This is a genomic window from Pseudomonas paraversuta (assembly GCF_904067025.1).
Taxonomy (GTDB): Bacteria; Pseudomonadota; Gammaproteobacteria; order Pseudomonadales; family Pseudomonadaceae; genus Aquipseudomonas; species Aquipseudomonas paraversuta.
This window is the reverse complement of sequence record NZ_CAJFDA010000001.1, coordinates 961954-977438: the sequence shown is the minus strand read 5'-3', so window position 1 is coordinate 977438 and position 15485 is coordinate 961954. Positions and strand designations below refer to the sequence as shown.

General features: G+C 56.7%; 14 protein-coding genes and 1 pseudogene. 8 read left to right on the top strand and 7 right to left on the bottom strand.

Translation table 11 applies throughout. The annotated features are described in order from the left end of the window. The first annotated feature begins 58 nt into the window (after positions 1-58). The 5 genes from lon to cmoB all read left to right on the top strand — a co-directional run bounded on the left by lon (position 59) and on the right by cmoB (position 5569). A complete protein-coding gene (gene lon / locus JQ848_RS04665; RefSeq protein WP_127196111.1) occupies positions 59-2488 on the top strand; it encodes an endopeptidase La in 2430 nt (809 codons plus the stop codon). 235 nt (positions 2489-2723) lie between these two features. Next, a complete protein-coding gene (locus tag JQ848_RS04660) occupies positions 2724-3116 on the top strand; it encodes a protease inhibitor I42 family protein (RefSeq protein WP_003443281.1) in 393 nt (130 codons plus the stop codon). A gap of 1 nt (position 3117) precedes the next feature. Next, positions 3118-3759: a lysoplasmalogenase gene (locus tag JQ848_RS04655; RefSeq protein ID WP_010655641.1), complete on the top strand. Its 642-nt coding sequence runs from the start codon at positions 3118-3120 to the stop codon at positions 3757-3759. A 113-nt stretch (positions 3760-3872) separates the two neighbouring features. After that, positions 3873-4616 carry a carboxy-S-adenosyl-L-methionine synthase CmoA gene (gene cmoA, locus JQ848_RS04650; protein ID WP_003443285.1) on the top strand — a complete coding sequence of 248 codons (744 nt, stop codon included), beginning with the start codon at positions 3873-3875 and terminating at the stop codon, positions 4614-4616. Beyond that, positions 4613-5569, top strand: a complete 957-nt coding sequence (cmoB, locus tag JQ848_RS04645) for a tRNA 5-methoxyuridine(34)/uridine 5-oxyacetic acid(34) synthase CmoB (RefSeq protein WP_003443286.1) — start codon at positions 4613-4615, stop codon at positions 5567-5569. The genes cmoA and cmoB overlap by 4 nt, the downstream gene beginning before the upstream one ends. A 169-nt stretch (positions 5570-5738) precedes the next feature. Here the strand turns inward: cmoB and tadA are convergent, their stop codons facing one another. The 4 genes from tadA to lldD all read right to left on the bottom strand — a co-directional run bounded on the left by tadA (position 5739) and on the right by lldD (position 10353). Continuing rightward, a complete protein-coding gene (gene tadA / locus JQ848_RS04640) occupies positions 5739-6227 on the bottom strand; it encodes a tRNA adenosine(34) deaminase TadA (protein WP_003443288.1) in 489 nt (162 codons plus the stop codon). Further along, entirely contained in the window at positions 6227-7603 is a 1377-nt protein-coding gene (locus JQ848_RS04635; RefSeq protein ID WP_003443290.1) for a multicopper oxidase family protein, read from the bottom strand. Before JQ848_RS04635 ends, tadA begins: the two co-directional genes overlap by 1 nt. 568 nt (positions 7604-8171) lie before the next feature. Then, complete coding sequence (locus JQ848_RS04630) at positions 8172-9200, bottom strand: FUSC family protein (protein WP_003443292.1); 1029 nt, start codon at positions 9198-9200, stop codon at positions 8172-8174. A 13-nt stretch (positions 9201-9213) separates the two neighbouring features. Continuing rightward, positions 9214-10353: an FMN-dependent L-lactate dehydrogenase LldD gene (gene lldD, locus JQ848_RS04625; RefSeq protein ID WP_003443295.1), complete on the bottom strand. Its 1140-nt coding sequence runs from the start codon at positions 10351-10353 to the stop codon at positions 9214-9216. Between the two features lie 132 nt (positions 10354-10485). Here lldD and JQ848_RS04620 point away from each other — a divergent pair, with 132 nt between their 5' ends. Further along, positions 10486-11361: a LysR family transcriptional regulator gene (locus tag JQ848_RS04620; protein WP_010655639.1), complete on the top strand. Its 876-nt coding sequence runs from the start codon at positions 10486-10488 to the stop codon at positions 11359-11361. 87 nt (positions 11362-11448) lie between these two features. Here the strand turns inward: JQ848_RS04620 and JQ848_RS04615 are convergent. The 3 genes and pseudogenes from JQ848_RS04615 to JQ848_RS04605 form a co-directional block, all read right to left on the bottom strand. Further along, a protein-coding gene (locus JQ848_RS04615; RefSeq protein WP_104502081.1) for an IS3 family transposase occupies positions 11449-12599 on the bottom strand; the annotation gives its coding sequence in 2 pieces (ribosomal slippage) (positions 11449-12365 and positions 12365-12599; 1152 coding nt in all). 60 nt (positions 12600-12659) lie between these two features. Beyond that, positions 12660-13625, bottom strand: a pseudogene (locus JQ848_RS04610) (restriction endonuclease); the annotation flags it as partial. Between the two features lie 101 nt (positions 13626-13726). Next, positions 13727-14101, bottom strand: a complete 375-nt coding sequence (locus JQ848_RS04605) for a plasmid mobilization protein (protein WP_095036014.1) — start codon at positions 14099-14101, stop codon at positions 13727-13729. Between the two features lie 373 nt (positions 14102-14474). On the opposite strand from JQ848_RS04605, the gene JQ848_RS22930 reads away from it, so the two are divergent. Both JQ848_RS22930 and trbJ read left to right on the top strand, forming a co-directional pair. After that, on the top strand, positions 14475-14708 hold the full coding sequence (locus JQ848_RS22930; RefSeq protein ID WP_003443306.1) for a TraK family protein: 234 nt from the start codon (positions 14475-14477) through the stop codon (positions 14706-14708). After that, entirely contained in the window at positions 14705-15445 is a 741-nt protein-coding gene (gene trbJ / locus JQ848_RS04595) for a P-type conjugative transfer protein TrbJ (RefSeq protein ID WP_003443308.1), read from the top strand. The genes JQ848_RS22930 and trbJ overlap by 4 nt, the downstream gene beginning before the upstream one ends. The last annotated feature ends 40 nt before the right edge of the window (positions 15446-15485 follow it).

Below are 15485 nucleotides of genomic sequence, written 5' to 3'. Positions count from 1 at the left end.
TTGAAACCACTGGCAATACGCCCCATCTAAGACACATACCCAATTGCGCAGGTGCCCCATGAGCGACCAGCAAGAATTCCCGGACAATACAACTGAGTACACCGATGTAGAGCACACCGAGACCGAATCAACCGAACACGCTGCAGGTACTGAGCTGGCCTTGCCGGGGCAGAATCTGCCGGACAAGGTTTACATCATCCCGATTCACAATCGGCCGTTCTTCCCGGCGCAAGTGTTGCCGGTCATCGTCAATGAAGAGCCCTGGGCCGAAACCCTGGAGCTGGTCAGCAAGTCGCCGCATCATTCGCTGGCGCTGTTTTTTGTCGACACCCCTCCCGATGATCCCCGCCACTTCGACACCTCCAGCCTCCCGGAATACGGCACGTTGGTGAAGGTGCATCACGCCAGCCGCGAAAACGGCAAACTGCAATTCGTGGCCCAGGGCCTGACCCGCGTACGCATCAGCATGTGGCTCAAGCACCACCGTCCACCGTATCTGGTGGAGGTTGAATACCCGAAAGAAAATACCGCCCCCACCGACGAGGTGAAGGCGTACGGCATGGCGCTGATCAACGCGATCAAGGAGTTGCTGCCGCTCAACCCGCTGTACAGCGAAGAGCTGAAAAACTATCTCAATCGCTTCAGTCCGAATGACCCGTCGCCGCTTACCGACTTTGCCGCAGCATTGACCTCGGCCACCGGCAACGAGCTGCAAGAAGTGCTCGATTGCGTACCGATACTCAAGCGCATGGAAAAAGTCCTGCCGATGCTGCGCAAGGAAGTCGAAGTCGCGCGGCTGCAAAAAGAAATTTCGGCCGAGGTCAATCTCAAGATCGGCGAGCATCAACGCGAGTTCTTCCTCAAGGAACAGCTCAAGGTGATCCAGCAGGAACTGGGACTGACCAAGGATGATCGCAGCGCCGATATCGAGCAGTTCAAGCAACGTCTTGAGGGCAAGACCCTGCCCCCCCAGGCACAAAAACGCATCGACGAAGAAATGAACAAGCTGTCGATTCTGGAAACCGGATCGCCCGAATACGCGGTGACCCGCAATTATCTGGACTGGGCGACAGCGGTGCCGTGGGGCGTGTTCGGTCAGGACAAGCTCGACCTCAAGCACGCGCGAAAAGTGCTCGATGCCCACCATGCCGGGCTCGATGATATTAAAAACCGCATCCTCGAGTTCCTGGCCGTAGGTGCCTACAAAGGCTCGGTCAGCGGCTCGATCGTGCTGTTGGTCGGCCCTCCCGGGGTGGGTAAAACCAGCGTCGGCAAATCCATTGCCGAATCCCTGGGGCGCCCGTTCTATCGCTTCAGCGTTGGCGGCATGCGCGATGAAGCCGAGATCAAGGGCCACCGGCGCACCTATATCGGCGCCCAGCCGGGCAAGCTGGTACAGGCACTGAAAGACGTCGAAGTGATGAACCCGGTGATCATGCTCGACGAGATCGACAAGATGGGCCAGAGCTTCCAGGGCGACCCGGCCTCGGCGTTGCTCGAAACCCTTGATCCGGAGCAAAACGTCGATTTCCTCGACCACTATCTGGACCTGCGCCTGGACCTGTCCAAAGTGCTGTTCGTGTGTACCGCCAACACCCTGGACTCGATCCCCGGGCCATTGCTCGACCGTATGGAAGTGATTCGCCTCTCCGGTTACATCACCGAAGAAAAGATCGCCATTGCCAAGCGTCACCTGTGGCCCAAGCAACTGGAGAAAGCCGGGGTATCAAAAAACAGCCTGAGCATCAGCGACAGCGCCCTGCGTGCCGTGATCGACGGCTACGCCCGTGAAGCCGGGGTGCGCCAGCTGGAAAAACAGCTGGGCAAGCTGGTACGCAAAGCGGTGGTCAAGTTGCTGGATGATCCCGCGGCGGTGATCAAGATCGGGCCCAGGGATCTCGAAGCTTCGCTGGGTATGCCGCCGTTTCGTAACGAGCAGGTCATCAGCGGCACCGGAGTCATTACCGGTCTGGCCTGGACCAGCATGGGCGGCGCAACCCTGCCGATCGAGGCAACCCGCATCCACACCCTCAATCGCGGTTTCAAGCTGACCGGACAGCTGGGGGATGTGATGAAAGAGTCGGCCGAAATTGCCTACAGCTACATCAGCGCCAATCTGCAGAAATTTGGCGGCGACCCGCGCTTCTTCGATGAAGCCTTTGTGCACTTGCACGTGCCGGAAGGTGCGACGCCCAAGGACGGTCCGAGTGCCGGTGTGACCATGGCCAGTGCCCTGTTATCGCTGGCCCGCAATCAGGCACCGAAAAAAGGCATCGCCATGACCGGCGAGCTGACGCTGACCGGGTACGTGTTACCGATTGGCGGCGTGCGTGAAAAAGTGATTGCGGCACGCAGGCAGAAAATTCACGAGTTGATTCTGCCCGAACCTAACCGGGGCAACTTTGAGGAGCTGCCGGACTACCTGAAAGAGGGCATCACCGTGCATTTCGCCAAGCGCTTTGCCGATGTGGCCAAAGTACTGTTCTGAAACAAGGGAGAATTTTCCGGCCCTTGCTGCAGGCTCGTTTCACTCGCCAGCGGCTACGGCAATCGGGTCGTTACAACACCCGAACGCCGTGGCGTCGCTGACGAGGAACGGGGCTGCGATAGACGGCGCAGCAAGCACCCCCTGACTGAAGCCCCGTGCCTCGTCAGCGACTACAGGAAGCTACGGGAATCATGGGTTATGCTGCGCCCTTGTATTCGTCTGACCGGAGCCATCAATGCCCCATGCACGTATCCTCTCACTGCTCAGCCTCAGCCTGCTGACAGCCTGTGCGCACCCGCCTGCGAACAACCTCACCGTTGAAGATCAAAGCGACTGTCCGATACAACTGCACAACGGGCAAAATTTGACCCTGTCGCTGCCAAGCAATCCCACCACGGGTTACCGCTGGGCGATTCAGGACTCTGCCGGGGGCATTCTGCGCAGCCTGAGCCCTGAGGTTTACAGCAGCACCGACAACGGCCAGTTACTGGGAAGCGGCGGGCAATCGACCTGGCGCTTTCAGGCATTTGCCACCGGCAACGGGCGCCTGCGCCTGACCTCTCAGCAGCCCTGGGAGCCAGAAGCCGAACCCGCGCAAACATTCGATTGCCAGATCACGGTGAACTGACATGCCATGGCTGATTCTCGCGGTCATGGGTGCCGGCGCGTACCTGTACGGCCTGAACATGCACGCCACGCTCCTGTGTCTGATCAGCAAAGCCGTCCCGGTGCTGGCCCTGCTCGGCTGGCTGCAGGATGCACCGCCCAGTGCCTATCGGCGCTGGATCAGCATCGGCCTGATGTTTTCCCTGCTCGGCGACATACTGCTGGCTTGGCCGGTGGACCTGTTTGTATATGGCCTGGGCGCGTTTTTGTTTGCCCACCTGGCTTACCTCAAGGCCTACCTGGTGGACTGCCGCCGCCCGGCGCTGCCGGCACTGGCATTGGCGTTACTGGCAGGCATCAGTCTGCTGAGCGTGATGGCAGCCAAGGGATTGGGGGACTTGTTGATCCCGGTCTGCATTTACGCCCTGACCATCAGCGCCATGCTCTGGCGCGCGCTGGCCCGGCTGGGCAGTGGCGTACCCGGGCGCTCGGCGTGGCTGGCAGCGGCCGGGGCGCTGGCATTCGTCGCCTCCGACAGCATGATCGGAATCAACCGCTTTGTGCTGTCGTTCGATGCTGCGCCCTACCTGATCATTCTCACTTACTGGCTCGGGCAATGGGGTATTGCCGCCTCGGCGTTTAGCCAGAGCAAACGCGATCACTGACAGGCTGGCGCCCCGGCGCGTTGAAGATGCGCGGTTTATCAGACAGACCGCGCATCCCGGCGCCAACTTGGCTAAAATGCGCGCCCTTCAAATATTCCAGCGCCGGAACCGTCGTGAGCAAAGAACCTGACCGTATTTTCGCCCAGCCCCTGGCCCAGGTGCCGGACTTCGCCTTTAACGAGGACGTGGTGCGGGTGTTCCCGGACATGATCAAGCGCTCGGTGCCGGGCTACCCGACCATTGTCGAAAACCTTGGTGTGCTTGCTGCCCAGTTCGCTCAGCCCGACAGTGTCCTGTACGACCTGGGCTGCTCGTTGGGTGCCGTCACCCAGGCCCTGCGCCGACATGTACGCAGTGAAGGTTGCCAGGTGATTGCGGTGGATAACTCGCCAGCCATGGTCGAGCGCTGCCGCGAATACCTCAACGCCCAAAACTCGATGTTCCAGGAGTTGCTGCCGGTTGATGTGATTGAAGGCGACATCCTGGCGCTGGAGTTCAAGCCCGCCTCGGTGGTGGCATTGAACTTCACCCTGCAATTTATCGCCCCCGAACAGCGCCTGGCCCTGCTCGCACGGATTCGCCAGTCATTGCTGCCCGGCGGCGCACTGATCCTCTCGGAGAAGCTGCGCTTCAATGATCCCGAGGAACACGCCCTGCTCACCGATTTGCACGTTGCCTTCAAGCGTGCCAATGGCTACAGCGATCTGGAAATCGCGCAAAAGCGCAGCGCCATCGAAAACGTCATGAAGCCCGACAGCCTCGAAGAACACCGCGAGCGCCTGCTGGCGGCCGGGTTCTCGAAAGTCGTGCCGTGGTTCCAGTGTCTTAACTTTGCCTCGTTGATTGCCTTGCCATGATTGATCTTTCCCCCCTCGCCCGGCGTCTGGCCGGCACTCCACTGGCTGCATGGGCCAACACTCTGCAAGCGCAGCTCGACGTCAAAATGGAGAAAGGCCACGGCGACCTGGAACGCTGGCAAAGCGCGCTGGATGCCTTGCCCGACGTGAAGCCGACCGAGATCGACCTGCTCAACGGCCTGACCCTGGACACCGACTGCGACGATGCAACCCGCACGCAAATGCGTCAGGCACTGATGGGCCTGTCGCCGTGGCGCAAAGGACCGTTCGACCTGTTCGGCGTACACGTCGACACCGAATGGCACTCGGACTGGAAGTGGTCACGGGTCGCACCGCATATCAACCTCAAGCACAAGCGCATCCTCGATGTCGGTTGCGGCAACGGTTACTACATGTGGCGCATGCTCGGCGCCGGCGCCCATAGCGTGATCGGGGTTGATCCGAACTGGTTGTTCTTCTGCCAGTTCCAGGCCGTGCAGCGCTTCCTGCAACAAGAAGCTGCCTGGCACCTGCCCTTCCCGTTTGAAGACCTGCCGCCGAACCTGGAAGGTTTCGACACCGTGTTTTCCATGGGCGTGTTTTACCACCGCCGCTCGCCGATCGAACACTTGCTGGCCCTCAAGGATTGCCTGGTCAAGGGCGGCGAGCTGGTGCTGGAAACCCTGGTCATTGAAGGCGACGTCAATCAGGTGCTGGTGCCTGAAGACCGCTATGCGCAAATGCGCAACGTGTGGTTCCTGCCGTCGATCCCGGCGCTGGAGCGCTGGCTGCGCCGTGCCGGTTTCAGCGACGTACGCTGCGTGGACGTAAGCACCACCACCGTAGAAGAACAACGGGCGACTGAGTGGATGAAGTTCCAGTCCCTGAGCGACTACCTGGACCCGAACGACCCCGGCAAAACCGTCGAAGGCCTGCCGGCGCCGATGCGCGCAGTGATCATCGCCAGGAAATAAGAAACCAGAGACGCTGTAGGAGCGAGCTTGCCTCGCGAGCTTTTCCGCTGCACCACGAACAGCTCGCGAGCAAGCTCGCTCCTACAGCGATGCAGGCTACGCGGTCCCTCCATGAATCTGCGTTGAGCCTGTCGCGAGGCAAGCTCGCTCCTACAGAGGCAGAGGGGCGTTATTTGGCCCGACGGGCCTTGAAGAATTCGCTGAGGATAGCTCCGCACTCTTCGGCCAAGACCCCGCCTTCGAACAGCACCCGGTGATTCAGAAAGCCCTGGCTGAAGAACTGCCCCTGACTTTGCACAATTCCCGCCTTGGGCTCCAGCGCGCCGTACACCACCCGAGCCACCCGGGAGTGGACGATCAGGCCCGCGCACATGCTGCACGGCTCCAGGGTCACGTACAGGGTGCTGCCGGGCAGCCGGTAGTTGCTGGCCGCCGCTGCGGCTGCACGGATGGCAACCATTTCAGCATGGGCGCTGGGGTCGCTGCCGCTGATCGGGCAGTTAAACCCGCGGCCGATAATTTCACCGTTTTGCACCAGCACCGCGCCCACCGGCACTTCGCCCAGGGCCGCGCCCTGAGCCGCCAGCGCCAGCGCTTCACGCATGTAGTCCTGATCGCGGCTGCGATCGATGATTTGCGGTTGACGCCCTTGTCGCATCAGGAAACCTCAATTGCGGCCATAAGGCCGGTTTCCATGTGGTCAATCACATGGCAGTGGAACATCCACACGCCGGGATTATCCGCCACCAGGGCCACGCGGGCACGTTCGTTTTTACCCAGCAGGTAGGTATCGGTGAAGTAGGGAATGATTTTTTTGCGGTTGGACGCCAGCACCTTGAAGCTCATGCCGTGCAGATGGATCGGGTGCTGGTACTGGGTCATGTTCTTCAATTCGAAGATATAGCTCTGACCCAGCTTGAGTTTGGCTATCGGCCGATCGGCGCAGGTCTTGTCCTTGATGTCCCAGGCCACGCCGTTGATCTGCCACAGGCTGGGCGGCTGGTCAGGGCCCAGGTTCTCGGAAACCGAGCCGACCCATTCAAAGTTGAAGTTGATCTTTTCAGCGTTCGCCACATCGGGCTCGGCAATCGGGTTGGCGGGCAACGCCGGTGGCCATTCCACCGCCGCAGCGTTGCTGGCAACCGAGCGCAGCGTGCCCAAACGTACGGGACCGTCTCGCAGTGACAACTCTTGCCCTGCCGCCGGAGCCTTGATCGCCAGGCAAATACGCATGCCGGGGCCCAGCCAGTATTCCTTGCCCAAAGGCCGTGGCTCGACGGGGTTACCATCCAGGGCATAAATTCTGGCTTCGATGCCCGGGATGTTCAGACGATAGGTCAGGGTATTGTCGAGGTTGAGGATGCGCACCCGGGTGATCTGTCCGGCTGGCAAATCAATGGTCGGCACGTGGCTGCCATTAATCGTCGACAGGCGTCCCGGGGTGCCGCCACGGGCGGCTTCACGGGTAATGCTGAACGGCAGAAAACCGCCCTCTTCATCCACGTGCCAGTTCTTAATGCTCAGGGTACGCTCGTGCTGGAAACCGGTGGGCTCGCGCTCCTCGACAATCAGCGGCCCGACCAGACCACGGCCCAGTTCTTCGCTGCTGTTGACGTGGGGGTGGTACCAGAAACTGCCGGCATCCGGCACACGGAACTTGTAGTCGAAGTATTCACCGGGCAATACCGGCAATTGCGAAACATAAGGCACACCGTCCATTTCCAGCGGCAGTCGGATACCGTGCCAGTGAATGGTAGTGGCTACCGGAAGGTGGTTGATAAAGCGCACCCGCAGCCACTCCCCCTGTCGCACCCGCAGCTCGGTGCCGGGAGCCGACGGACCGAAGGCCCAGGCTTCGGTTTGATGACCGGGCACCAGTTCCACATCCAGCGGTGCGGCAATCAGCTCATAGTCGTGGCCAGCCTCGGCATCGGCCATCTTGCCCAGCCAGTAACGCGAAGCGCCTCCTGCGCCAACACCCACCACTACCAGGCCGGCCAGACCACCGAGTATTTGTCGACGGGTAAAGGACATTGATTCAACTACCTCTCGTATCCGGCGCGGGCGTGCAGCCCGCAAAAGGCGAATACGATACACCTGCAATTGCGAAACAGTAAGGGCTGCATCCTGCTTCTGTCGGAGCGAGCTGTTGAAAAGCTCGCTCCTACAGGTTGGGGGTACAGAAATAAAAAAAGGGCGGTCAACACCCAGTGTTGACCGCCCTTTCCAAATCAGACCGGTTACCCGGCCGGACTTATTCCCACTCTATTATCAACAAGCGCAATAAAACCTTTAAAAGCAGATAACTATCAAACAAAACAAAAGGCATACCATGAAAAGAACCATTCCCGAACGACGCTCTAGATGCTCAGCCCTCCCGCCTCTCATCGCATGACAAGCACCTGTAGAGGGGGTATAGCGCTCTTTGATAGGGCGCACGTGACTACGGCACGATCAGGGCCTACAAACATCCGAGTCAAACCATGAGGAAGAACGCCATGTTCACGCGGAGCCTATTACTGAGTTTTTGCGCGGTGTTACTGGTTGGCTGCACGGGAAGGGGCTTTCAAACCGGCGGTCTAGGAAACACTCCCCTAGTCCTCTACGGCTCAGCCGTTTGCCAGCGAGGAAAAATCACAAGCGAAGCGATGATCGCTAAAAGTGCACCACCGGTGCTGTAGAGCATTCGTAGAAATACCAAATCCAGCTCCGATCCTCCTGACTGGCCAACCTGCGCGACCAGTATGAAATGTGGAGTGAGGAACATCAAATAGCTGATGTGGCTCACAGAGCGCCCTGCCAGGGTGCCAATAGAAACAGGCAGTATCAGTGCAGCCAACAAAAACGGATCATGGATTGCGTAACCAAGAACGGCAGCAATGGCTCCCCCTAAGAAGGTGCCGCCGACTCGCTCCAGAGACATCCTCAACGTTGAATGCATGTAGGGCTGCATGATCAGAAACACCGTAAGGGTCATCCAGTATCCGTAATGCAACGACCACAATTGAACCAACCAAACTGACAGTGCTCCCGACAGCGCAACGCGAAGCCCATGCAGAAAGAAGTTAGATTTCGGTGTGAAATTTGTTCTGAGTGCCGACCATAAAACTGGCCGCTTTGCAGCATCAGGCTGGTCGTACTGACACCATTGGAACAGCAATGCGGAGCCTGTAGCCCATAGGCTGCCATATAGAAAGTAACGTGCATAAGCAAATCCCTGGGCAAAGTCCTTTGCCGGGAATGCAGTGGATACCGCAAATGCCGTCGCTGTCAGCAAAGCGGGAATGCTAATGCGCGCGCCGCAAACCTGGGCGTAAGCGCCAGCAAACGCAAAGAGGGCCGACAGTGCTATAGCCAGTTGCGGCCATACCATCGTCCAAGCACCTAGCCCTGACGCCACGGCGCCGGTGATGCCGAAAACCAGGCCGAAGATACAACCCTTTGGGGACTTATCGCTCGGAATCGACAGATAGCTCCAGAATGCGGCAATCGCTGACCAACAGAACAAGGGGTTGTGTAAGCGAGCCGCGAGGAGCGCCGGCACAGTACAGACAACACCACCACACACTACGTAGCCAATCGGTACATTGCGTACCGCTTCCAACATCTTAACGGTCAGTGATTGCGACATGATCGAACCTTCATTACTCAACTGGAACCAATGCGGTTCGATCGATCTTGTCAATCGAGGTAACACCAGTGAGCGTCATTGCCACGCGCATTTCTTGCGAGAAGATATCCAGCATATTCTCTACCCCGTGCTGTCCGTCGGCGGCCAGAGCGTAAACCGTCGAGCGCCCCAGCAGGCATGCCTTGGCGCCTAAGGCGAGCATGCGCACAACATCCAGCCCGGAACGAATGCCAGAGTCCACCAGCACCGTCAGGTCATCACCCACTACTTCGGCGATGGGAGGCAAAGCCCTAGCGGTGGACAGCACACCGTCCAATTGGCGACCGCCGTGGTTGGAGACCACGATGCCATCAGCGCCGAAACTTACTGCGTCCTTGGCGTCCTGTGGATCAAGGATGCCCTTGATAATCATCGGGCCCTTCCAAAACTCGCGGATCCATTCCAGGTCCTTCCAGCTGATAGAGGGGTCGAAGTTATTGCCTAACCAGCCAACATAATCTTCCAGGGTGGTGGCTTTGCCCAGGTACTTGGAGATGTTGCCCAAATCATGCGGACGACCGAGGATACCGACATTAAACGCCCAATCCGGCCTAGTGGTGGCTTGCAGGATGCGCCGTGAAGCTGCGAGTGGCCCAGACATGCCCGAGTGGGCATCACGGTAACGAGCGCCTGGCGTCGGCATGTCTACGGTGAACACCAGCGTGGTAACGCCGGCTGCTTGAGCACGCTCTAGGGCATTACGCATAAATCCGCGATCCTTGAGCACATAGAGTTGAAACCAGATCGATTGCGAACTCTGGGAACTAACCTCTTCAATCGAGCAGACCGATACTGTGGACAGGCAAAAGGGAATGCCTTTCGTGGCCGCAGCCTTGGCCGCTTGTACTTCACCACGACGGGCATACATACCGGTCAGTCCGACGGGGCTGAGGATGATCGGCAGACTCTGTTCCTTTCCAAAGAGCGTCGTCTTGAGACTCAAACTGTCAACATTTCTCAAGATGCGTTGACGCAAGCTGATGCTGGCGAGGTCAGCGCTATTGGCACGCATTGTGTGTTCGGCATAGGCGCCGCCGTCGATGTAGTCGAACAGAAATCGCGGCAATTTGCGTCTCGCGGCTTCTCGATAGTCGGATGCCGATGAAATAATCATTATCTACAACTCCTAGGTCTCTAGAAAATTTCAGCGACGTAGGACGTTGCTGAGTGAATTTCACGATAAGGGATTGTTGAGTATGATAAAAATAACTTTTTCTACTCGAATTGAGTCGCTATTGGAATACACATGAATCTCAGAACGCTGCGGGTGTTTGTAGAAGTGGTGCGCCAGGGAGGTTTCTCCCAAGCTGCGGAGGTTGTGTCTTTGACTCAGTCCTCAGTCAGCAAGGCAGTCAGGACGCTCGAGGATGAGCTAGGTACGCCACTGCTGAACCGTATCGGCCATAAAAGCGAGTTGACGGCCGCAGGTGAGATTGCCTATCGGCGCGCACTGGTATTACTCGCAGAGCGGAACGATCTGATCGCAGAGATCAATGAACTGCGCGACCTGAAGGGCGGTACGCTGCGGATCGGCTTGCCGCCTGTAGGCTCCGGGGTATTGTTCGCTGAGATGTTTGCTACTTATCGCAGCCGCTATCCGATGGTGAATATAGAACTGATAGAGCACGGTAGTAAGAAACTGTGTGAGTGCCTGGAGGCCGGAGAGGTGGACTTGGCAGCACTACTGATTCCGATCGATGAAACTTTCGCTTATCAGGAAGTGCGCAACGAGCCTTTAGTGGTTGTGCTGCCTAGCGCCCATTCGCTTTCGCGACGCAAGCGAATGAACTTCAGTGATCTGGCGGATTCGCCATTCATCCTCTTTGATGAGGGGTTTGCGCTTAACGCATTAATTATGGCCGCTTGTGATCGAAGAGGGATTGTGCCCCGGGTGACGGCCCGCAGCGGGCAGATTGATTTCATCGCCGACCTGGTAGCTGCAGGTTTAGGGGTGGCATTTTTACCGCGAATGCTTGCGCAAAAACATAAACATGCGGGCATCGCTCTAGTACCTCTTGAAGAGCCACACACGGATTGGAATATTGCACTCGCTTGGCGTGCCGGTGCGCATTTGCCTCCGGCTGCAATGGCTTGGTTAGATCTGGCCAAAGAGCTGAGATAGTGCAATGGCTTTTGCTCGGATATCCAAGCGCTGGTAGTCAATAAAAACACCGGCCTACCTGGTGAAGGGTGAATCGCCCCGGGTTTTCTAGACACTCTCAAGGCTCGCTGCGTAACGCTTTTCAAACTCTACCGGTGACAGCTGATTGTTGAAACTGTGGCGTCGTTTTGGGTTGTAAAACATCTCGATGTAATCGAACACATCATCTCGAGCATCCTGGCGTGTAGTGTAGATTTTACGCTTGATCCGTTCCCGCTTCAGCAACTGGAAAAAGCTCTCCGCCACAGCGTTGTCGTGGCAATTACCTCGACGACTCATGCTGGCTACCAGGTTGTTAGCTTTCAAGAAGCTTCGCCAGTCTGAGCTGCTGTACTGACTGCCTTGATCCGAGTGGATCATCACCTCTTGCTTCGGCTTACGTCTCCAAACCGCCATCAGCAGTGCATCAATGGCTACGTCGCTGGTCATCTGCGACTTCATTGACCAACCAATGATCTGGCGTGAAAACAGATCGAGCACCACGGCCAAATACAGCCAGCCTTCATATGTTCGGATGTAGGTAATGTCTGTGACCCAAACTTTGTTGGGTTCTCTGACATCGAATTGGCGCTTCAGTAAGTTCGGTGAGGCAACGGCTGGCTTACCACCGTATTTTCCAGGCCTCCGTCGATACCCAGTCTGAGAACGTAAACCTTCAAGGCGCATCAACCTAGCCACCCGGTGACGGCCACAGCTCTCACCAACCTCTCGCAGGTCATCATGGATCTTTCGATAGCCATAAACGCCACCGCTTTCCAGCCAGGAGTGTTTGATCAATCCAAGCAGTCGCTGATCGTCCTTGGCTCGCGCAGATTTTGGTTCTGATAGCCACGCGTAGTAGCCGCTGGGATGAACCTTGAGCGTCAGGCAAAGCCGTCGAATCGCGTAATGACCCGCTTGCTGCTTAATAAATGCGTACTTCAGCCGCACTCCTTGGCAAAGTACGCGGCGGCCTTTTTTAAGATGTCTCGCTCCTCCGTCACCCGTTTCAGCTCGGCACGTAGACGACGAACCTCAGCGCTCTGATCATCCTCCTCAACGCGCTGTTCCTGGGGCTTGGTGTAGCGCTTAACCCAGGCATAGAGGCTGTGCACAGACACACCCAATCGTGCAGCCACCTCCGAGACAGGAAGCTGCTTTTCGGTCACTTGCTTGACCGCCTGGATTTTGAATTCTTCGGGATAACGCTGGTTGCTCATGGCACCTCCTAATGGGCCTCATTTTAAGGCTTGGAGGTGTCTACGAAACTAGGGGCGATTCACCAAATCGAAGTCAGCCAAGCCATGCTCATGCTGAGCACGGCTGATCACGTCGATTGAGTGATAGGTGGAGAACACCACGCTCATGTGCTCCGCGTCATGACGCTTGAGCATTTCCGCAGCCAGACGATCCGCCTTGGTGGTGGCCGGGTAGCGCAGCTCGTGGGTGAACACCTGAACCGCGTCATCCTCGGCCTTGCGCTTCTTGCCTACGTCACTGTCAGAGCAGACTGCGAAGCTGTGCAGCGGGGTTTCAGTTTCCTGCGTCCACTCCGTTAGTGTCTGCGACAGCAGGGACAAGCTAGGCACCAAAAACAGCACACGCTTGCCCTTACCAGCTAGGCGCTCAGCAATCTTCAAGCTAGTAAAGGTTTTGCCAGTGCCGCAAGCCATGATCAGCTTGCCGCGCTCAGCATCCTTGAGGCCTGCGGCTACAGCATTCAATGCTGTCTGCTGGTGCTCACGCAGTTGCTTCTTGGATTTGAGTGCGACCGCTTTGCTGGACTGGTACTTGGCCCAGTCAATCTGGCTGTCTTCCAAGGCTTGCAGATCGATCTTGCTGACCGGAGGCTGTTGGCCCTGCAAGGCATCCTCGGCGTGCTCGCTCCAGTTGTTGGTGGTGGTAACGATGATGCGGTGCGAGAACGGCGCTTTGCCCGAGGCGGTGAAGAAACTGTCGATGTCCTTCTTCTGGACTTTGTAGTCCTCGGCGAACAGCTTGCACTGGATGGCGTGATACTCGCCGGTGCCCTGGGTACGAGCCACAAGATCAATGCCTGCATCCTTACCACTCAAGCCCTGCTCCTTGGCCCAGTCGGCATACGTCCATACTTGATCGTACAGATCGCGGTAGGTCGCTTCATTGCGCAAGTAAACGCAGATCAGTTCCTCAAAGTAGGTGCCCTTCTCGCGCTCGGTGACAGAGGCAGAACGATAAGAATCCAAAAGCGCAGCAAGAGCCGACATGTGCATTTCCTTTCAAAGCGGCTAACGGGAAAAATGCGCAATTCTAGCAACTTTCAGCACTGAATTGGATTGCACAATCCAAAGAGTTTCGGCGTCAAGCCCTACGCTTTTCTAACAAAAACGACAGCGCTCATCTTTTCCCGAACACCCGCCTGCAGCTCTCGAAACTCGACCATCATCCGCTCGATCTCGACCGAGCTTGCTCCCTGCCCGTTTTTCTCCAAAAGCCACAGCTTCAACAAACCGGCAACCCGCCCCAAGTCGCCGTTAATTCTGCAAAGATCAGCCACCGCTTTCAGATCGACGACCGAGCGAATGGGTGTATTCAGACCCAATGCTCGGAGGTAACCGGAGCGGGACATACCAGCCTCTTCGGCACGCTCACTGATGGTCGCCTTTTCCTCATCTGTAACCCACACCTCTATCGGCTTTCCGCGCCGTCGAGGCTGGGCTTTTCCTTTGGTGTCCTCTGTCATTGCTTCTGCTCCTGTTGTTGCTTTTCGCTCTTAGACGAGGCAGCGGCGGCGGGCCTCGCAGAGCAAGATACCGTTGAGCCGCAGGCGAATAAGGGGCGGTGTTGGATGGGTTCGGGCTTGCCCGTACCCGTACAACACACATCTTGCCATACTGTTGTAAGCGATTTAATGCGATTTAAAACTAAAAACTCATCAATCGCTTTGAATTTCGCTAAATCGCATACAGTCGCATTGAATTGCCTAGAGTTGCCTTAAACTTCCTTGAGCTGCATACAATCACGCTAAATTTCATTAATTTTAGCTGCGCAGTTATTGTATGTTTCCCTAGGCTTTTATCCGTGCTAAAACCAATAGGAACAAACGGAGAAAGTCGATGCAAAGTAATAGTCTAAAGCCTATCAAAAGAAGAGCTGGCCGTGCTGAGTTCTTCTCGATCAGGAAGGAGTTAGAAACGAAAATACTGCTCGGCCACCCCCTTACTCGGCTCTACACCGAATACGCTGATCGATTTAGCTTTGGATATGTGCAGTTCACACGTTACGTCGCTCGCTATTGCAAGCAATCGCGTTCATTTATCATGACAGGCTCGCATTGGAGACAAAAATGATAAATGGATGGAGATTATTAATAACAGTTTTTACTTTGCTTTTTACATGGCAGAACGCCTTTGCTATCTACTGCACAAACTGCTCTACATTCTATCAACAGATGTTCGAGTACGCAGAAGCAGTCAATACGGCGTTGAACACTGCAGAGCAGCTTTCGACACAAGTTCAGCAATACAACAATATGGTCACGCAGGGGACTCCGTTGCCAAACAGCATGTTTGGCCGGATCACCCAAGACATGCAGCGTGTAACAAGCATCTACAACAGGGCGCAGTCATTAGGCCGCAATGTGGCGAATCTCGATTCGCAATTCAATACGCAGTTTCCCGGGTATGAGGCGTATTTGCAGAAATTTCTCCAGTCGAGCAGTAAGGCGACTGACGTAATGCCGGATCGCTACGAAAAATGGTCGGCGCAAGGCTTTGATAACGCAAAAAGAGCTATGCAGGCAGCAGGCATGAATACCAGCACATTTGAGACGGAAGATGCACACTTGGAACAACTGGTGAACCGTTCGCAGTCATCATCGGGTCGGATGCAGGCCATCCAAGCTGGGAACGAGATTGCCGCTTCAAACGTGCAGCAGCTTCAGAAACTGCGCGACTTGGTGGCGACTCAAATTACCCTGCAGGGCAATTACATAGCCCAAGAAACCGCGCGTCAGTCGGTCGGCGACGCCGCCTCCGAGCAATTCAACAAGCGCCCAAATACTCGCGGCGGCGCGAAGGGGTACTGACTATGAAGTTCTCTAAATGGCTTCTTATTGTGCTGTGTGT